The organism is Dongia sp. agr-C8 (genome assembly GCF_054658695.1).
This window is the reverse complement of record NZ_BAAGHZ010000001.1, coordinates 1422417-1439798: the sequence shown is the minus strand read 5'-3', so window position 1 is coordinate 1439798 and position 17382 is coordinate 1422417. Positions and strand designations below refer to the sequence as shown.

16 protein-coding genes and 1 riboswitch are annotated in these 17382 nt (G+C 65.3%); of the genes, 7 read left to right on the top strand and 9 right to left on the bottom strand.

The window, feature by feature from the left end; all coding sequences use genetic code 11:
- Window positions 1-98 precede the first annotated feature (98 nt).
- The gene (gene bluB, locus ACYQ4T_RS06620; protein ID WP_459851676.1) at window positions 99-773 is read right to left on the bottom strand and encodes a 5,6-dimethylbenzimidazole synthase; all 675 of its coding nucleotides are present in this window, start codon (window positions 771-773) and stop codon (window positions 99-101) included.
- Window positions 773-2758: a methylmalonyl-CoA mutase family protein gene (locus ACYQ4T_RS06615; protein WP_459851673.1), complete on the bottom strand. Its 1986-nt coding sequence runs from the start codon at window positions 2756-2758 to the stop codon at window positions 773-775. Before ACYQ4T_RS06615 ends, bluB begins: the two co-directional genes overlap by 1 nt.
- Window positions 2759-2899: 141 nt before the next feature.
- On the opposite strand from ACYQ4T_RS06615, the gene ACYQ4T_RS06610 reads away from it, so the two are divergent.
- Window positions 2900-3295, top strand: coding sequence for a nuclear transport factor 2 family protein (locus ACYQ4T_RS06610; RefSeq protein ID WP_459851670.1), 396 nt, complete (start codon window positions 2900-2902; stop codon window positions 3293-3295).
- A 92-nt stretch (window positions 3296-3387) separates the two neighbouring features.
- On the opposite strand, the gene metZ is transcribed toward ACYQ4T_RS06610, so the two are convergent.
- Window positions 3388-4584, bottom strand: a complete 1197-nt coding sequence (gene metZ / locus ACYQ4T_RS06605) for an O-succinylhomoserine sulfhydrylase (RefSeq protein WP_459851668.1) — start codon at window positions 4582-4584, stop codon at window positions 3388-3390.
- A gap of 54 nt (window positions 4585-4638) precedes the next feature.
- Window positions 4639-4715: riboswitch (SAM riboswitch) on the bottom strand.
- Window positions 4716-4957: 242 nt separating this feature from the next.
- Between metZ and ACYQ4T_RS06600 the strand changes: the two genes are divergently transcribed.
- From ACYQ4T_RS06600 to ACYQ4T_RS06585, 4 genes are all read left to right on the top strand, one after another.
- A complete protein-coding gene (locus tag ACYQ4T_RS06600; RefSeq protein ID WP_459851666.1) occupies window positions 4958-5293 on the top strand; it encodes a hypothetical protein in 336 nt (111 codons plus the stop codon).
- A 300-nt stretch (window positions 5294-5593) separates the two neighbouring features.
- Window positions 5594-5806, top strand: coding sequence for a YMGG-like glycine zipper-containing protein (locus ACYQ4T_RS06595; RefSeq protein ID WP_459851664.1), 213 nt, complete (start codon window positions 5594-5596; stop codon window positions 5804-5806).
- Between the two features lie 465 nt (window positions 5807-6271).
- Window positions 6272-7552, top strand: coding sequence for a crotonyl-CoA carboxylase/reductase (gene ccrA, locus ACYQ4T_RS06590; RefSeq protein ID WP_459852050.1), 1281 nt, complete (start codon window positions 6272-6274; stop codon window positions 7550-7552).
- 26 nt (window positions 7553-7578) lie between these two features.
- Window positions 7579-9252 (top strand): acyl-CoA dehydrogenase family protein, encoded by a 1674-nt coding sequence (locus tag ACYQ4T_RS06585; protein WP_459851662.1) that lies wholly within the window; start codon window positions 7579-7581, stop codon window positions 9250-9252.
- Window positions 9253-9256: 4 nt separating this feature from the next.
- Here ACYQ4T_RS06585 and ACYQ4T_RS06580 read toward each other — a convergent pair whose 3' ends face one another.
- On the bottom strand, window positions 9257-9643 hold the full coding sequence (locus ACYQ4T_RS06580) for a hypothetical protein (RefSeq protein ID WP_459851660.1): 387 nt from the start codon (window positions 9641-9643) through the stop codon (window positions 9257-9259).
- 946 nt (window positions 9644-10589) lie between these two features.
- On the opposite strand from ACYQ4T_RS06580, the gene ACYQ4T_RS06575 reads away from it, so the two are divergent.
- Window positions 10590-11618: an adenosine deaminase gene (locus ACYQ4T_RS06575; protein ID WP_459851658.1), complete on the top strand. Its 1029-nt coding sequence runs from the start codon at window positions 10590-10592 to the stop codon at window positions 11616-11618.
- Window positions 11619-11728: 110 nt separating this feature from the next.
- Here ACYQ4T_RS06575 and ACYQ4T_RS06570 read toward each other — a convergent pair whose 3' ends face one another.
- The gene (locus ACYQ4T_RS06570; protein ID WP_459851656.1) at window positions 11729-12709 is read right to left on the bottom strand and encodes an NAD-dependent epimerase/dehydratase family protein; all 981 of its coding nucleotides are present in this window, start codon (window positions 12707-12709) and stop codon (window positions 11729-11731) included.
- A gap of 129 nt (window positions 12710-12838) precedes the next feature.
- Between ACYQ4T_RS06570 and ACYQ4T_RS06565 the strand changes: the two genes are divergently transcribed.
- Window positions 12839-13303 carry a DUF2231 domain-containing protein gene (locus ACYQ4T_RS06565; RefSeq protein ID WP_459851654.1) on the top strand — a complete coding sequence of 155 codons (465 nt, stop codon included), beginning with the start codon at window positions 12839-12841 and terminating at the stop codon, window positions 13301-13303.
- A gap of 3 nt (window positions 13304-13306) precedes the next feature.
- Here ACYQ4T_RS06565 and ACYQ4T_RS06560 read toward each other — a convergent pair whose 3' ends face one another.
- The 4 genes from ACYQ4T_RS06560 to cimA form a co-directional block, all read right to left on the bottom strand.
- Window positions 13307-14110 carry an NAD-dependent epimerase/dehydratase family protein gene (locus ACYQ4T_RS06560; RefSeq protein ID WP_459851652.1) on the bottom strand — a complete coding sequence of 268 codons (804 nt, stop codon included), beginning with the start codon at window positions 14108-14110 and terminating at the stop codon, window positions 13307-13309.
- A gap of 76 nt (window positions 14111-14186) precedes the next feature.
- The gene (rpsD, locus tag ACYQ4T_RS06555; protein ID WP_459851650.1) at window positions 14187-14807 is read right to left on the bottom strand and encodes a 30S ribosomal protein S4; all 621 of its coding nucleotides are present in this window, start codon (window positions 14805-14807) and stop codon (window positions 14187-14189) included.
- 160 nt (window positions 14808-14967) lie between these two features.
- Window positions 14968-15717 carry an RNA methyltransferase gene (locus ACYQ4T_RS06550; RefSeq protein WP_459851648.1) on the bottom strand — a complete coding sequence of 250 codons (750 nt, stop codon included), beginning with the start codon at window positions 15715-15717 and terminating at the stop codon, window positions 14968-14970.
- Window positions 15714-17318, bottom strand: a complete 1605-nt coding sequence (gene cimA / locus ACYQ4T_RS06545) for a citramalate synthase (RefSeq protein ID WP_459851646.1) — start codon at window positions 17316-17318, stop codon at window positions 15714-15716. The genes ACYQ4T_RS06550 and cimA overlap by 4 nt, the downstream gene beginning before the upstream one ends.
- Window positions 17319-17382: the final 64 nt, after the last annotated feature.

Here is a 17382-nt window from a genome sequence, read left to right as displayed (position 1 = left end):
CAAAACTTTAACGCACCGCTAAGCGCGGCACTCAGCAAATTCATACAATACTATGCGATTAAAGGGAAAATGCGGACCAGAGCGCCGCTTGCGCCGGATCAGCGCGCCAGCACCTGGCGGCAGGCGGCCTCGCGCGGCTGCCAGCCGCGCTGCTGCAACTCCGGCTCGGCCTGGTCCTCGATCGGCCAGCCGAGGCAGAGATAGGCGACGAAGGACCAGGTCTCTGGAACATCGAGACTTTTGGTCGCGGCCAGCGGATCAAGGATCGAGACCCAGCCGAGGCCGAGCCCGCGCGCCCGCGCCGCCAGCCACAAAGTGTGCACCGCAATGACCGCCGAATAGCGCAAGGTCTCCGGCATGGTCTTGCGCCCGAGGCCCAGCCCCTGCCCGGTCGTCTCATCGCAGAAGACGGCGAGATGGACCGGCGCTTCCTGCAGGCCGGAGAGTTTCAGCGAGGCGTAGAGCGCGGCGCGCTCGCCGCGATAGCCGCCGAGCGCCTCCGCATTCGCCGCCTGATAATTGGCGATGATCGCCGCGCGCCGCTCCGCCGAGGCGACGTCGACGAAGCGCCAGGGCTGCGAATTGCCGACCGAAGGCGCGAGGCAGGCGAGATCGAGCAGCCGATCGACCACGGCTTCGGGGATCGGGTCGGTCCGAAAATGCCGCACGTCGCGGCGCCAGGCCAGCAGCTCGGCGAGCTCCGCCTGGAACGGATGGCCGAAGCCGCGATGCCGCGGCGTCGGCGCCGGGCGATAGAGCGGAAGTGTGGACATCAGGCGGCTTCGGGGCGGCGAGCTTCTACGAGGTCGACGATCTCGCCCATGATCGTGTTGAGGTCGTAGTCCTTCGGCGTATAGACCCGCGCGACGCCGGCGGCCAGCAGCCGCTGCGCGTCCTCGGGCGGAATGATGCCGCCGACCACGACCGGGATCTCGGAGAGGCCGACCTTCTTCAGCCGCGCCATCACGTCATCGACCAGCGCGACGTGCGAGCCGGAAAGAATGGAGAGGCCGATCACATGCACGCCCTCCTCCAGCGCCGCGTTGACGATCTCCGCCGGGGTGAGGCGGATGCCTTCATAGACGACTTCCATCCCGGCATCGCGCGCCCGGACCGCGATCTGCTCGGCGCCGTTGGAATGCCCGTCGAGACCGGGCTTGCCGACCAGGATCTTGATCCGGCGGCCGAGCCGCTTCGAGACCGCATCCACACGCCCGCGCACCTTGCCGATATCGCTGCGCGCGATCTCGACGCTGGCGCGCGCGACGCCGGTCGGCGCGCGGTATTCGCCGAACACCTTGCGCAAGGCGGCGCCCCATTCGCCGGTGGTGACGCCGGCATGGGCGCAAGCGATCGAGGCTTCCATGATATTGGCGCCGGATCGCGCATCGCCTTCCAGCCGCTGCAGCGCCGCTGCGACCGCCGCGGCATCGCGTCCCTCGCGCCAGGCCTTGAGCCGCGCGATCTGCTCGCTCTCGGCCGCCTCATCAACTTTCATGAATCCGCCGTCGCTGCCGGCGGTGAGCGGCGAAGGCGCGCTCTCGGTGAACTTGTTGACGCCGACCACGACCTGCTCGCCGCTCTCGATCGCCGCCAGCCGCCGCGCATTTGATTCCACCAGGCGCTGCTTCATATAGCTGCTGTCGATCGCGGCCACTGCGCCGCCCATGGCGTCGATCCGCGCCAGCTCCTCGCGGGCGTCGCGCTTCAGCGCCTCCACCTTCTCGGTGATCGCGCGCGAGCCGTCGAAGATGTCGTCGAACTCCAGGAGATCGGTCTCGAAGGCGACGATCTGCTGCAGCCGCAGCGACCATTGCTGGTCCCAGGGCCGCGGCAATCCCAGCGCCTCGTTCCAGGCCGGCAGCTGCACCGCGCGCGCCCGCGCATTCTTGCTCAAGGTGACCGCCAGCATCTCTAAGAGGATGCGATAGACGTTGTTCTCCGGCTGCTGCTCGGTCAGCCCCAGGCTGTTCACCTGCACGCCGTAACGGAAGCGCCTGAGTTTCGGGTCCGCGACGCCGTAGCGCTCCTGCGCGATCTCGTCCCAGAGCTCCGCGAAGGCGCGCATCTTGCACATCTCGGTGATGAACTTGAGGCCCGCGTTGACGAAGAAGCTGATGCGCCCGACCACCTGCGGCAGATCCGCCGCCGGCACCTGGCCCGACTGCTTCACGCCGTCAAGCACGCAGACCGCGGTGGCCAATGCATAGGCCAGCTCCTGGACCGGCGTCGCCCCCGCTTCCTGCAAATGGTAGGAGCAGACGTTGGTCGGATTCCACTTCGGCACTTCGCGATAGGCGAAGCTGATGACGTCGGTGATGAGCTTCAGCGACGGCTTCGGCGGGAAGATATAAGTGCCGCGCGAGAGATATTCCTTGATGATGTCGTTCTGCACCGTGCCCTGCAGCTTGGCCCGCGCGACGCCTTGCTTCTCCGCCGCCGCGATATAGAGCGCGAACAGCCAGGGCGCCGTCGCGTTGATGGTCATCGAGGTGTTCATCTCGCCGAGCGGCAAGCCGTCGAACAGGGTCAGCATGTCGCCGAGATGCGAGACCGGCACGCCGACCTTGCCGACCTCGCCCTTGGCCAGCGCATGGTCGGCGTCGTAGCCGGTCTGGGTCGGCAGGTCGAAGGCGATCGAAAGCCCGGTCTGGCCGCGCGCGAGATTGGTGCGATAGAGCGCGTTCGAGGCCGCGGCCGAGCTGTGCCCGGAATAGGTCCGGAACAGCCAGGGTTGCTCGCGCTTTTCGCCACTCATCGCCTACTCCCAAAACGGCTTCTTATCATTGTGCAGTGCAATATTGCCCCGGCCGGCCGGGCTCCGGCAAGCCCCCTGCTCTGCATCCAAAGTCGCAGCGGCGGCGAAGGAGGATCAGCACAACCCGACGGGGAGGAAGTCATGCTGTTGAGCGATGCCGGCGTGGACGTGGTCCGCGCCGCCTATCATGCCTTCGGCCGCGGCGATATCGCCGCCGTCGTCGATCTGCTGAGCGACGCCGTCGACTGGCGCTTCATCGGCCCGCAGCGCCTCGCCTATACCGGCCGCTTCACCAAGCCGCAGGTCGCCCAGTGGTTCGCCGACGTCGCGGCCGCCGACGACATCCAGGCCTTCGAGCCGCGCGAGTTCATCCCCGGCGGTGCGCATGTCACCGTGCTCGGCTGGGAACGCTGCGCCGCGCGCTCCTCCGGCAAGGTGTTCGAGAGCGAATGGGTGCACGTTTTCACCGTGCAGCACGGCAAGATCACCCGCTTCCTCGGGATCTACGACACCGAAGCCTCGGCCGCGGCGCGGTGATCTCAACTCGCCGTCATTGCCGGGCTCGACCCGGCAATCTGGCGCCGACCTGCACCAGATGCCCGGGACAAGCCCGGGCATGACGACTGAAGTCAAACCGCGCTGAGCGCCTGCTCCAGGTCCTCGATCAAGTCCTGCGCATCCTCGAGGCCGACCGAGACACGGATCAGCCCATCGTCGATGCCCTGCGCGGCGCGCTGCTCGGCGGTGAGGCGTTGGTGGGTCGTGGTCATCGGATGCGTCGCCAGCGATTTAGCGTCGCCGAGATTGTTGGAAATGAGCACCAGGTCGAGCGCGTTCAGGAACTTGAAGGCCGCCGCCTTGCCGCCCTTCAGGCTGAAGCCGACCATGGTGCCGCCGCCGTTCATCTGCTTCTGCGCCAGCGCGCGCTGCGGGAAGCCTTCCAGCGTCGGGTAGAGCACCTGCGAGAGCTTGGGATGGCCGGCGAGCTTGCGCGCGATGGCCTCGGCGCTGGCGGCCTGACGCGTGACCCGCAGCTCCAGCGTCTCCAGGCCCTTCAGCAGCACCCAGGCGTTCATCGGGCTCAGGCTGGGGCCGGTATGACGCAGGAAAGGCTGCAGGATCTCGGTGATGAACTTCTGCGTGCCCAGGATGACGCCACCCAGGGTGCGCCCCTGGCCGTCGATATGCTTGGTCGCGGAATAGACGACGACATCGGCGCCGAGCTTCAAAGGTTGCTGCAGCAGCGGCGTCGCGAAGACGTTATCGACCACCACCGTGGCGCCCGCCGCATGCGCGAGCTGGCTGACTGTCTCGAGATCGACCAGCCGCAGGCTCGGGTTGCTCGGCGTCTCGAGGAACACCGCCTTGGTCGGCTTGCCGAGCGCCTGCTTCCAGGCATCGTTGTCGCGCCCGTCGACGAAGACGCATTCGACGCCCCATTTCGGCAGGATCTCGGCCAGGATGAACTGGCAGGACCCGAACAAGGCGTCCGACGAGACGATGCGATCGCCCGCTTTCACCTGGCAGGCGAGTGCCGCGAAGACCGCGGCCATGCCGCTCGCGGTGCCGCGCGCGGCTTCGGCGCCTTCGAGATCCGCCATCCGTTCCTCGAACATGGCGACGGTCGGATTGCCGAAGCGCGAATAGACGAAGCGCGGCTGCGAATTGTTGAAGGCGGCTTCCGCCTCCTCCGCGCTCTCGTAGATATAGCCGGACGTGAAATAGACCGGCTCGGCGGTTTCCTTGAACCCCGAGCGGGACTGGCCCGCATGCACCAGCCGCGTCGCGCTGCGCCAGTGCGACTTGATCTCGCGTTTGCTCGTCATGGAATCAAAAACCTCCGGACACAAAAACACCCCGACCGGCAAGGTCGAGGTGCAAAATGCGTGTCCCAGACCCTTTTAGCTGCATGTTTAACGTGGCCGCAAGCCGAGCTCAAATCGCCACGAAGCGCTGCGAGTATCCACGCCTGCGCGGGAATGTCAAATCGATCGCCCGTCGGCCAGGCCCGCCACGATTCTGCCGCAATCTCCAGTGGCTTAGCGGCTCTCCTTCACAGCGAAGTGACCGCGGCGGGCTGCTGGGTTCATTAGGCTCGCGCGTTGTATGCAGGGGGACGAACCGCGATTCCGATCACCGTCACGAGGATCGCGGCCTGCGCAGGGCAGGAACCGCCCCCGACAGGAGTGGAGAGAAATCATGTTGCGCTTGAAAGGATCGAAGACGATCGCCGCCGCGCTCGCGGGCGGTCTGGCTTTGATGGCGGCCGGCATCTCGACCGCACAGGCCGACGACGACTGGAACGGCAACGGCTGGAACCACGGCAAGCATTGGAAGAAGCACGGCCACGGCTGGGGCCCGGGTCCGGTGGTGGTGCGCAACGGCTATTATTATGCGCCGCCGCCGCGGGTCTATTACGCGCCGCCGCCGGCGGTGTATTACGAAGCGCCGCCGCGCGTCTACTACGCGCCGCCGCCGCCGGTCTATGTCGTCCCGCAACCGCAGCCGGCGATCAGCCTGCAGTTCCGCCTCTGACGCCGCGCTCTGCGTGAGCGGCAACACGCGCCCCGGCTCCAGCGGTCGGGGCGCTTTTGTTTGTGGCACAGGCTGCCGTGAGCGGATTCACACTGCCGTGAATCCGCACTCTTAAGTGCCTGAAATTCAACTCAGAAAAAACGACTCGGATAATTCGCTCCGAATTTGCAGCACCGGCCGCGAACTTTTGCCGCGTTTGGTCGTTTACTGAGGCGAGATGACCGAAGGGCCTTTCCACTGCGAAATCGCCCTACGGGGGAACCTCTCGCGGGTCATGGAATGTGAGAAGGAGTCTTATCCATGAAGCGCGTTATCGCGAGCGTTCTACTCGTGGCCTTCCTGGCCGGCTGCTCAGGCATGTCGAACCGGGAACAGCGAGCCGTCAGCGGCGGCGCCATCGGCGCAGCGGGCGGCGCAGGTATCGGTCTGCTGACCGGCGCACCGGTTGCCGGCGCGCTGATCGGCGGTGCAGCGGGTGCAGCCACAGGCGCGCTCTGCTGCGGCGACGATTGAGGATCCACCGCGAAGGATGAACGCGAAGCAGTTGAGAATGGAATAATCAAAAGCGCTGCGGTTTCGGACCCCCGACTGGAACCGCAAAAGCGCCCGACGAAGCCCAACTCTGGCCCGGTCTCCCCACCCACGGACCTGGGCTTCGTGGCTGAGGCTTATGCCTCGACTGGCGCCCGGCGAAAGCCGGGCGCTTTTCTTTTGGGTCAAGCCGGAGCCCGAACTGGGCCGGGTCGTCCATGGTGCGGCGCGCACTTTGCGGGCAATATTTAATTTCATCCCTTCGATCGATCGCGCATCATTTGAACATTTATCTCTGCGCTTGAGACAGTTTCGTAAAGATTCGGACTTGACCCTTCTGCAAATGCGAAGGCAGGATGCAACGGATTTCGCACCTGCGAATTAATTTTGAGCGTCTCTGGGCCATGGGAGCAGGCTTCAATGAGTGACAATGCCGTCGTCATTCCGATGACCAAGAAGACCGCGGGCGAAGCGCCGAAAGGTCCCCCGCCGAAGGAGCTCTACGAGCTCGGCGAGATCCCGCCGCTGGGGCACGTGCCTGCGAAGATGTACGCCTGGGCGATCCGTCGCGAGCGCCATGGTCCGCCCGACAAGTCGTTCCAGGTCGAGGTGGTCGAGACGCCGAAGCTCGAGGCTGACGAGGTCCTGGTCATGGTGATGGCCGCCGGCGTCAACTACAACGGCGTCTGGGCGGGCTTGGGCAAGCCGATCTCCCCCTTCGACGTGCACAAGGCCGAGTATCACATCGCCGGATCCGACGCCGCCGGCATCGTCTGGGCCATCGGCTCTCGCGTGAAGCGCTGGAAGGTCGGCGACGAGGTCGTGGTCCATTGCAACCAGGACGACGGCGACGACGAGGAGTGCAACGGCGGCGACCCGATGTTCTCGCCCTCGCAGCGCATCTGGGGCTACGAGACCCCGGACGGATCCTTCGCCCAGTTCTGCCGGGTGCAGGGCCGCCAGCTCATGGAGCGCCCCAAGCACCTCACCTGGGAGGAAAGCGCCTGCTACACCCTGACGCTGGCGACCGCCTATCGCATGCTGTTCGGCCATCGCCCGCATATCCTGCGGCCCGGTCACAACGTGCTGGTCTGGGGCGCCTCGGGCGGCCTCGGCTCGATGGCGGTGCAGCTCATCTCCACCGCCGGCGCCAATGCGATCGGCGTCATCTCCGACGAATCGAAGCGCGACTTCGTCATGCAGCTCGGCGCCAAGGGCGTCATCAACCGCAACGACTTCGACTGCTGGGGCCAGCTCCCCGATGTCGACGACGCCGCGACCTATGCCGAGTACATGAAGAAGTGCCGCGCCTTCGGCAAGGCGATCTGGGACATCACCGGCAAGGGCATCGACGTCGATTTCGTCTTCGAGCATCCCGGCGAAGCGACCTTCCCGGTCTCCTGCTTCGTGGTGAAGCGCGGCGGCATGGTCGTGTTCTGCGCCGGCACCACCGGCTACAACATCACCTTTGACGCGCGCTTCGTCTGGATGCGCCAGAAGCGCATCCAAGGAAGCCATTTCGCCAACCTCTTGCAGGCCAGCCAGGCCAACCACCTGGTGGTCGAGCGCCGCATCGATCCCTGCATGTCCGAGGTCTTCTCCTGGGAGGACATCCCGCTCGCCCACATGAAGATGTGGAAGAACCAGCACAAGCCCGGCAACATGGCGGTGCTGGTCCAGGCCAAGCGGCCCGGCCGGCGCACCATAGAAGACTGCCAAGAAGACTAAGTGGGGAAAGAGTGATGTCGGCGCAAATGGCTGTTAAGGCTGCCGATAGCGCGGCAGCCACACCCTTGCTGCCGAATTTGCTTGAACGGTGTCACGTCGGCCTCAACGCCGCCGAGACCATCGTCGAGACCGCGCGCCGCACCGTCGCCGCGCGCGTCACCTCCGGCGGCAAGATCGACAGCGCCGCCTTCGACCGCGCGCAGTTCGCCGCCCATGGCTTTGCCTGGCTCGCCACCTACGCGACGGCCTTGGCGCAGCTGCTCTCCTGGGCCGAGCGCCTCAACGAGACAACCCGCTTCGGTGAGACCGAGGCGCTGATCCTGCAGATCGGCTTCGGCGAGTATCTCGCCCAGATCGGCGGCGGCTTCCCGATGAGCCAAGGCGAGATCGTGCGTCCCGCCGACCTCGGCCTCACGGGCAACGACCTGCATCCGCTGGAGGCGATCCCGGACCTGATCTCGATCGGCAACTCCGCGGAAGCCCGTGCCGCCCTCGCCGCGCGGATCGCCGACGGAAATTTCGGCGAAGCGGCGCTCGACGACGAGGCGCTCACCATTGTCCGCGACCAGTTCCACGCCTTCGCCGAAGCGCATCGCGAGGATGCGCATCGATGGCATCTGAAAGACGAATTGATCCCGATCGCCGTGATCGAGCAGCTCGCCGAGATGGGCGTGTTCGGCCTGACGGTGCCGGAGGATTTCGGCGGCGCCGGGCTCGGCAAGCTCGCGATGTGCGTGGTCACCGAGGAGCTGTCGCGCGGCTATATCGGCCTCGGCTCCTTGGGCACCCGCTCGGAGATCGCGGCCGAGCTGATCCGCCTCGGCGGCACCGAGGCGCAGAAACAGCATTGGCTGCCGAAGCTCGCTTCAGGCGAGATCCTGCCGACCGCGGTCTTCACCGAGCCCAACACCGGCTCCGATCTCGGCAGCTTGCGCACCCGCGCCGCGAAGGACGGTGACGTCTACAAGGTGACCGGGAACAAGACCTGGATCACCCATGCCTCGCGCAGCGACGTGATGACCCTGCTGGCGCGCACCGATCCCAACTCGACCGACTATCGCGGCCTCTCGATGTTCATCGCCGAGAAGCCGCGCGGCACTGAAACCGATCCCTTCCCCGCCAAGGGCATGAAGGGCGGCGAGATCCCGGTCCTCGGCTATCGCGGCATGAAGGAATACGAACTCTCCTTCGACGGCTTCGAAGTGAAGGCCGAGAACCTGCTAGGCGGCGCCGAGGGCGAAGGCTTCAAGCAATTGATGGCGACCTTCGAGAGCGCCCGCATTCAGACCGCGGCCCGTGCGGTCGGCGTCGCGCAATGCGCCATGGAGCTCGGCCTCAAATACGCCAAGGAGCGCATCCAGTTCGGCAAGCCGATCTACGCCTTCCCGCGCATCTCCGGCAAATTGGCCTGGATGGCAGTCGAGACCATGATCGCCCGCCAGCTCTCCTATTTCGCCGCCCGCGAGAAGGACAGCGACCGCCGCTGCGACATCCCCGCCGGCATGGCCAAGCTGCTGGCCGCGCGCACCGCCTGGTCCAACGCCGACAACGCCCTGCAGATCCACGGCGGCAACGGCTACGCCCAGGAATACCCGATCAGCCGCGTCCTCTGCGACGCGCGCATCCTCAACATCTTCGAAGGCGCCGCCGAGATCCAGGCCCAGGTCGTCGCCCGCGGACTGCTGAGCGGGCGGAACTGATCTGTCAGCCTCTTCTTCGAAACAATGGATAGATGGACAGCTCGACAGCGAGCCGATTCTGACCGGCGAGCGAAGCAACTTCCGCTGGAACGTGCACCATGAAATTGGCGGCGTCCTCAATCGGAATGAAGACCTCAAAGTCCATGCTGGCTGAACCGATCAGATTCAGGCTGATGAGACTTGCGATTTTGGGCCCGACTTGTTCAAGAAAAGTAACCACTTCGGACCATTGGTCCGCAGTCTCGCTCATACTTACCTGAGCATAGTGTCCAGGTTCTTCTCGGGTTGGCTCAAACCTATCAAGACCGAACCCGAGCGCGCTTTCTAGCTCGGGTCGACCAATAGACACACTCGCAAGCCGAATCACAAATTCTGGTACCGGTTTGTCCATGCACTCCAACCCTATCGTCCGCTGCAGGATCGTAGCTCGACGCTGTATTATCCGGTGATGGTCGCCGCCCGTCCACTGCTACGCGCAAACTCTCGAGACCTTCGAAGGCGCCGCCGGGCCCAGGTCGTCGCCCGGGGTTTGCTCAGCGGACGCAACTGACGATCCTTCTCAGGGATCGTCATGGTCCGCGAAGGCGGACCATCCACGAGTTTGCATCAAGCGCGCGACAGAAACTCGTGGATCCTCCGCCTTCGCGGAGGATGACGAGCTATAGAGAAGCCCGAACAAATTCGTCACCTCGCTTCCGCTTCCGCTCCTGCATACTCCCGAATTCAGCATCATAACGTGGATTGCCGACGCAGTAGAGAATTGGGCACGGTCATGCTATAATCCTCGCCTGCCTCCGACCTCCTCAGTGCGAGGGCAGACGCTGTTTGAAATCGTGAATGCACCACGGACGCCGGCGATATGCCTGCGCCACCCGCACCCGACCCGCACAGAAAACAGTCTTCATGTCGATCTTGCATGGCGCGTCGTGTTCATCGTCGAAGATTGCATGGCTATTCGGCGCCCATGCGGACCGTCAATGAACGCGCGCCCTTGCATGTACAGTGCATGTACGGAATCCGGCGACTGCGGGACGCAGGAAGGCTGCTTCGCGTCGCACGGCTCGAATGACATGCTCCCTTTGCTGCACTGCATCGCAGACCCGACGCAGACAGAACCAGCAACGCAGACCGACCCAGACAGAGCCACAACGCAGACCTGACGCAGACGGAATGCAGCATCCGCCTCCCGCGTCTGAATGAGAAATATTTTCATCGACAGTGACTTAGCCTGTTTTCGAGCGGCGGCATCAGCGGACCCCGTCTGCGTTGGACCAACACCGAAAAAGCGTCCGGCGCCGCGCTTGGACTGCGGGCCGCGGTCGTGTTATCCCGCCTCCATGACCCACAGCGCCCTCAGCACTTTCATCCGTGGCCTGCCCAAGGCCGAGCTGCATCTCCATATCGAAGGCAGCCTCGAGCCCGAGCTGATGTTCCGCCTCGCGGCCAAGAACGGCGTGAAGCTGCCCTATCGCAGCGTCGAAGAGGTGGTCGCAGCCTACAACTTCGACAACCTGCAGAGCTTTCTCGACCTCTACTACATGGCGGCCGGCGTCCTCCTCCACCGTGAAGACTTCGCCGCCCTGACCGAGGCCTATTTCGACCGCCTTGCTGCCGACGGCGGGGTCTATGCCGAGATCTTCTTCGACCCCCAGACCCATACCGACCGCGGCGTCCCGTTCGGCGAGGCCCTGGGCGGCGTGCTCGACGGCATGGCGACGGCCGAGAAGCGGCACGGCATCCGATCCAAGATCATCATCTGCTGTCTGCGCCATCTCGGCGAGGAACCCGGCCTCAAGATGCTGGCCCAAGCCGAGCCATTCCTGGACAAGATCGCCGGCCTCGGCCTCGATTCCTCCGAGGTCGGCTTCCCGCCGGCCGATTTCGAACGCCTCTTCGCCGCCGCGAGGGACAAGGGCTTGCGCCTCGTCGCCCATGCCGGCGAGGAAGGTCCCGCCGCCTTCGTCCGCGACGCCCTCGACGTGCTGAAGGTCGAGCGCATCGATCACGGCATCCGCGCGATCGACGACGACGCGCTGATCCGGCGGTTGGCCGAGGAAGGCACCACCCTCACCGTCTGCCCGCTCTCCAACGTCCGGCTCTGCACGGTGAAGACCCTGGCCGAGCACCCGCTGCGCCGGCTCTATGAAGCCGGCGTCAAGGTGACGATCAATTCCGACGACCCCGCCTATTTCGGCGGCTATCTCCAGGAAAACTACCTCCAGACGGCAGAGGCGCTGAACCTCACCCGCGCCGAACTCGCCGACATCGCCGCCAACAGCTTCCGCGGCGCGTTCCTCACCGACGAAGAGAAGTCTGGGTATCTGGCGCGGATCGACGCTCACTTAGACCGTCATCGCCGGGCTTGACCCGGCGATCTCTCGCCAAGTGGCACCAGATGCGCGGACAAGTCCGCGCATGACGAATTGAAGAGTTCGTCATCGCCGGGCCTGACCCGGCGATCTCTTGAAAGGAAGTATCACCCCGGATACCAGACCTTGCGCGGATCATCCGCGCTGCGCTTGTAGTCGTAGGCGCCGTCGATCAGCTTCGCCAGATCGACCTGCGGCCGCCAGCCGAGGAAGTCCTTGGCCTTGGCATTGTCCATCCAGTTCGACTGGTACTGGCTCGGGATCTCCACCGACGGCAGGCCGCGGGTCTTCTGCAGGTGCTGGGCGACCGCGCCGTAGTCCACCGGCTCGTCCATGCAGATGTTGAACAGCTGCTGCTTCGCCCGCGGATGGTCGAGCGCCGCGACCATCGCCGCCACCAGATCGGTCACATGCACGAAGTTGCGCTTCAACGGCTTGCCGTCGGCGTCGAGCAGCAGCGGCACCGTGCCGGTCTCGGCATAGCGCTTCGCATCCGCCGCCGGCACCAGGTCCTTCCAGACCGGACCGCCGAACACGTCGTCGCCGAAGGAGAGCGTGTATTTGAAATCGTCCTTCTCCATGATCCAGGGCGCGCGCAAGGTGCAGCCGTCGATCCCGTATTGGATGATGTATTGCTGCAGCATCACCTCCTCCAGCACCTTGGAGAGGGCGTAGCAGCCGGGATAAGCCATGTGCGGCACGGCCTCGGTGATCGGCCCGGGATGCTTGTAGAAGAAATGCCCGATCGCAGCGTCGCCGCCGATCAGCATGAAGCGCTGCGCGGTCCGGCTCTGGCGGAAGGCCTCCAGCAGCCAGAACAGGCCGCCCACGGCGACGTCCACCACGTCCTCCGGCGTCTCCTTGCAGGTCGCGAGATGCACGACATGGGTCACGTCGCGCATCGCCGCTTCTGCGATGGCGCGGTCGGCGATCGAGCCCTTGATCACCGAGAGCCGCTCGTCTTCAGGCAGCGCACGGTTGTGGCAGAGCGCCCGGATCTTCGCCGCCTTCCACTTCGGGTCGGCGCGCAAGGCATCGATGAAAGTCCGTCCAACCTTGCCGGTCGCACCGGTCACCAGAATGAGCATGGTCTTCCCTGTTTTCGCTTTTTGTCCCCGTCAACCCAGGATGCAACTGATTGTCGTTTCTGACAACCGTCAGCTTTATGTCAGGCCAACCTGACATGGAATAGCCGGTTCACATTGCGGAGATTCAGAATGCTTTCGATCCAGCACATCCATCCCATTCTCGTCCATTTCCCCATCGTCTTCTTCATCACCCTGGCGGTGGTCGATCTCGTCGCCGCGGCGCGGGGCCGGATCATCACGGGACGCGGGGGGTTGGCCAATCTGTCGCTCGGCCTGGCGCTGGCGGCCGGCGCCTTCGCGATCGGTTCTTACTTCATGGGCGACGCCGCGCTGGAGTTTGCCGAGTCCGGCGGCTTCCACAGCGACATCGCCGAAATGCACGAGGCCCTCGGCGAGGCCACCGCGGTGGCTTTCGCGATCTGGGCCGTCATCCGCCTCGGCCTCTGGTGGCGCGACCTGCGCCTGACGGGCGCCGGCGCACTTCTGGTCTCGCTGGTCGAGGTCGCCGGTGCGGCACTGGTCACCACCACGGCCTATTACGGCGGCCAGCTGGTCTATGACCTCGGCGTCAACGTCGCCCACGCGGCGGGCTGAAGGTCAGAGCTTTTCGAGGTCGCCGGAGAAATCCGGCGGCACGAAATCACCGCCCTGGAGCAGGTCGCTCAGCGGGTTGCCGCTGACCTTGCCTTCGACCGCGGCGGCGAAGACCTCGGCATTGTCCTGTGGGTCATAGCCCAGCCGAGTGGCGTTGCCGTTGTCCCAGAAGGCACGGCTGTTGCGCGACTGGCCGTAGACGATCTCGAAGAGATAGTCGGCGGTGAGGCCCACCCGCACCAGCCGCTCGAAATCCGGGAAGGACAGCCAGGTCGAGAGCATGCGCTGGTTGCTGGGCTTGGCGAAGCAGGAACCGATCCGCATGCAGAAGGCCTTGATCCCGTGCTTATAGGCATAGAGCGCGGCCAGGTCCTCGCCGAAGGCCTTGGAGAGGCCGTAGCGGCCGTCGGGGCGCGGCGTAACGTGATGGTCGAGCGTCTCGCTGCGGCGATAGAGCCCGACCACATGGTTCGAGCTCGCGAAGACGATGCGCTCGACCCCAGCCAGCCGCGCGCCCTCCCAGAGATTGATCGCGCCCAGGATGTTGGGGCCGATCACCTCGGGCCAGCTCCCCTCCAGCGACCGCCCGCCGAAATGCAGGATCGCATCGACGCCTTCGCAGAGCCGCGCCGTCGCATCGGCATCGCCGAGGTCGCAGCGCACCACCTCCTCGCCCGCTTCCGCCGGCGCCATCTCGTCGCGGTCGGAGAGGCGCAGGACGGGAAAGCTGCCGCGCAGACGCTCGCGGAGGACTCGCCCGAGATTGCCCGCGGCGCCGGTGATCAGGATGCGATGGTGCTGGGTCATGCGGTTCCTCGCCTAAAGCAAAAGGCCGGCATACGGTGCCGGCCTTCGCGTCTCGAAGCGATGATCCAGGGCCGGATCAGCGCGAATAAAATTCGACGACCAGGTGCGGCTCCATCGCCACCGGATACGGGATGTCGGCGAGCTGCGGGGTGCGCACGAACTTCGCGGACATCTTCTTGTGGTCGGCTTCGATATACTGCGGCACGTCGCGCTCGTTGGACTGCACGGCGGTCAGCACCAGCGCCATATCGCGGCTGCGCTCGCGGACCTCGACCACATCGCCTTCCTTCACCTGGTAGGAGCCGATGTTGACGCGCTTGCCGTTGACCTTCACATGGCCGTGGTTGACGAACTGGCGGGCGGCGAACACGGTCGGCACGAACTTGGCGCGGTAGACCACGGTCTCCAGGCGGCGCTCGAGCAGGCCGACCAGGTTCTCGGAGGTGTCACCGCGACGGCGCGAGGCTTCCTGGTAGAGGCCGCGGAACTGGCGCTCGCCGATCGAGCCGTAATAGCCCTTCAGCTTCTGCTTCGCCATCAGCTGGATGCCGAAGTCAGTCGGCTTCTTGCGGCGCTGGCCGTGCTGGCCCGGGCCGTAATCGCGGTTGTTGTTGACGGGGCTCTTGGCGCGGCCCCAGAGATTGACGCCAAGCCGGCGGTCGATTTTGTGCTTGGCTTCGCCACGCTTATCGGACATGCGGAAATCCTTCTTTCTCGCTTGGTTACGATGTTGTTCATGTCCCGGCTGTCCGGCCCGCTGTTACGCGGCGGCTGGATCGGCTTTGGACCTATCCGGCGCGGGAGCGGGCGGATCATAGCGACCAAAAACCCCAAGTCAAGCAGGCTAAGCCGCTGATCTAAGGCCGCTTTTTCTCCCGGAGCGTGGTCAGTTCCTTGACCACGCCATGGAGGGTCCGGATTTCCTGCTCGGTGAGCTCGGCCCGGCCCCACATGTTGCGCAGGTTCCGGATCATGTTCGGCCGCGCCTCCTCGTTCCGGAGGAAGCCGCATTCGTCCAGCGCCTTCTCGAAATGGGCAAAGAAGCCGTAGAGCTCCTCCTTGGTCGCGGGTTCCGCGCCATGGGTCTCCAGCACCCGCGCCGGCGTCGCGTCCCCCGCCTGATACCACTCGTAGCCGATCAGCAGCACCGCCTGGGCGAGGTTGAGCGAGGTGAACTCGGGGTTCAGCGGCACGGTGACGACCGCATCGGCCAGGGCGACGTCGTCCTTCTCGAGCCCGGTGCGCTCCTTGCCGAACAGGATGCCGACCCTGCGCCCGGCCCGCCCCGCTTCGACCGCCTTCTGGCCCACCGCGCGCGGCGTGAGGATCGGCTTCACCATCTTCCGCTCCCGCGCGGTGGTCGCATAGACCATCTGCAGGTCGGCGACCGCGGCAGCGGTGCTCTCGAAGATGCGGACCGGCGGCATGATGTCCAAGGCGCCGACCGAAGCGGCTGTCGCCCGCTCGCTCGGGAAGGGATCGCGCGGGTTGACCAGGCGGAGATCGGTGAGGCCGCAATTCAGCATGGCGCGCGCGGCGGTGCCGATATTCTCGGCCAGCTGCGGCTCCACCAGGATCACCGCCGGCGGGATGCCCCGTTCGGTCATTGCGCGGCGGAGGCTTGCGCCAGCTTCAGCAGCTTCCAGGTCAAGGCGTCGTTCAGCGCCTCGTAGGAGGCGTCGATGATGTTGGTGGAGACGCCGACCGTGCTCCAGCGCTCACCGCTGGCATCGGCGCTCTCGATCATCACGCGGGTGACCGCCTCGGTGCCGGCCTGCGGCGTCAGGATGCGGACCTTGAAGTCCACCAGGCGCATATCGGAGAGGCCGGGATAGAGCGGCGTCAGTGCCTTGCGCAAGGCGGTGTCGAGGGCGTTCACCGGGCCATTGCCGGTCGCGACCGTCATCATGTCTTCGCCATGGACGTCGAGGGTCACGGTCGCCTCGGATTCGGTGACGAGCTCGCCGCGCACGTTCCAGCGCCGCTCGTCCATCACCCGGAACCGCGCCAGCTTAAAGTAATCCGGCACCGTGCCGAGCCCGCGCCGCGCCAGCAGCTCGAAGCTGGCCTCCGCGCCGTCATAGGCATAGCCGTCGTATTCGCGGAGCTTCACCGTCTCGACCAGCGCCGCGACCTTGGGATCATCCGGGTTGATCTCCAGCCCGATCTCGCGGAAGCGCGCCAGGATATTGGCCCGGCCCGATTGGTCGGAGACGACGATGTGACGGCGGTTTCCGACCACGCCGGGCTCGATATGCTCGTAGGTCCTTGGGTCCTTCTCGACCGCGGAGACATGCAGCCCGCCCTTGTGCGCGAAAGCGGATTCGCCGACATAGGCGGCGCTGCGCGAAGGCGCGCGGTTGAGGCGCTCGTCCAGCAGACGCGAGAGATGCGTGATCTGCTTCAGGTCGTCGTCGTCGAGTCCGGTCTTGAACTCGGTCTTCAGCATCAGGGACGGGATCAGCGAGACGAGATTGGCATTGCCGCAGCGCTCGCCGAGGCCGTTCAAGGTGCCCTGCACCTGGCGCACGCCGGCCCTGACCGCCGCCAGCGAGTTGGCAACCGCGTTCTCGGTGTCGTTGTGGCAATGGATGCCGAGATGGCTGCCGGGAATCTTCGCTGTCACTTCACCGACGATGCGCTCGATCTCATGCGGCAAGGTGCCGCCGTTGGTGTCGCAGAGCACGATCCAGCGCGCACCCGCCTTGAAGGCCGCCTCGGCGCATTCCAGCGCATAGGCCGGGTTGTTCTTGTAGCCGTCGAAGAAATGCTCGGCGTCGAACATGACTTCCGCCACCCGCTCCTTCGCATGCGCCACGCTCTCCGCGATCATGGCGACGTTCTCGGCGCGCGGGATCGCCAGCGCCACATCGACATGGAAGTCCCAGGATTTCCCCACCATGCAGACCGCATGGGTCTTGGCGTTCAAGAGCGCGGCGAGGCCGGGATCGTTGGCGGCGCTGCGGCCAGGGCGGCGGGTCATGCCGAAGGCCACGAACTTGGCGCGCTTGAAGCGCGGCGCGTTGCCGAAGAAGGCGTCGTCGGTCGGGTTGGCGCCGGGCCAGCCGCCCTCGACATAATCCACGCCCAGCCGGTCGAGCGCCGCCGCCAGAGCCTGCTTGTCGCCGACATTGAAGTCGACGCCCTGGGTCTGCGCCCCGTCGCGCAGGGTCGTGTCGAACAGATAGACGCGCTTGTCGTCGGACATGTTTCAGGTCGCCATCGAGATTGACCCGGTTTTCAGCATATGGAACCTTGGGGGTCAAGCTAAC

Excerpts from the sequence above, each read along its gene's own strand:
- rpsD (WP_459851650.1), bottom strand. The coding sequence starts at position 14,807 with ATGTCCGATAAGCGTGGCGAAGCCAAGCACAAAATCGACCGCCGGCTT.
- ACYQ4T_RS06615 (WP_459851673.1), bottom strand. The coding sequence starts at position 2,758 with ATGAGTGGCGAAAAGCGCGAGCAACCCTGGCTGTTCCGGACCTATTCC.
- ACYQ4T_RS06595 (WP_459851664.1), top strand. The coding sequence starts at position 5,594 with ATGAAGCGCGTTATCGCGAGCGTTCTACTCGTGGCCTTCCTGGCCGGC.
- ACYQ4T_RS06560 (WP_459851652.1), bottom strand. The coding sequence starts at position 14,110 with ATGACCCAGCACCATCGCATCCTGATCACCGGCGCCGCGGGCAATCTC.
- ACYQ4T_RS06600 (WP_459851666.1), top strand. The coding sequence starts at position 4,958 with ATGTTGCGCTTGAAAGGATCGAAGACGATCGCCGCCGCGCTCGCGGGC.
- ccrA (WP_459852050.1), top strand. The coding sequence starts at position 6,272 with ATGACCAAGAAGACCGCGGGCGAAGCGCCGAAAGGTCCCCCGCCGAAG.
- ACYQ4T_RS06585 (WP_459851662.1), top strand. The coding sequence starts at position 7,579 with ATGGCTGTTAAGGCTGCCGATAGCGCGGCAGCCACACCCTTGCTGCCG.
- ACYQ4T_RS06565 (WP_459851654.1), top strand. The coding sequence starts at position 12,839 with ATGCTTTCGATCCAGCACATCCATCCCATTCTCGTCCATTTCCCCATC.
- ACYQ4T_RS06580 (WP_459851660.1), bottom strand. The coding sequence starts at position 9,643 with ATGGACAAACCGGTACCAGAATTTGTGATTCGGCTTGCGAGTGTGTCT.
- ACYQ4T_RS06550 (WP_459851648.1), bottom strand. The coding sequence starts at position 15,717 with ATGACCGAACGGGGCATCCCGCCGGCGGTGATCCTGGTGGAGCCGCAG.
- cimA (WP_459851646.1), bottom strand. The coding sequence starts at position 17,318 with ATGTCCGACGACAAGCGCGTCTATCTGTTCGACACGACCCTGCGCGAC.
- metZ (WP_459851668.1), bottom strand. The coding sequence starts at position 4,584 with ATGACGAGCAAACGCGAGATCAAGTCGCACTGGCGCAGCGCGACGCGG.
- ACYQ4T_RS06570 (WP_459851656.1), bottom strand. The coding sequence starts at position 12,709 with ATGCTCATTCTGGTGACCGGTGCGACCGGCAAGGTTGGACGGACTTTC.
- ACYQ4T_RS06575 (WP_459851658.1), top strand. The coding sequence starts at position 10,590 with ATGACCCACAGCGCCCTCAGCACTTTCATCCGTGGCCTGCCCAAGGCC.
- bluB (WP_459851676.1), bottom strand. The coding sequence starts at position 773 with ATGTCCACACTTCCGCTCTATCGCCCGGCGCCGACGCCGCGGCATCGC.
- ACYQ4T_RS06610 (WP_459851670.1), top strand. The coding sequence starts at position 2,900 with ATGCTGTTGAGCGATGCCGGCGTGGACGTGGTCCGCGCCGCCTATCAT.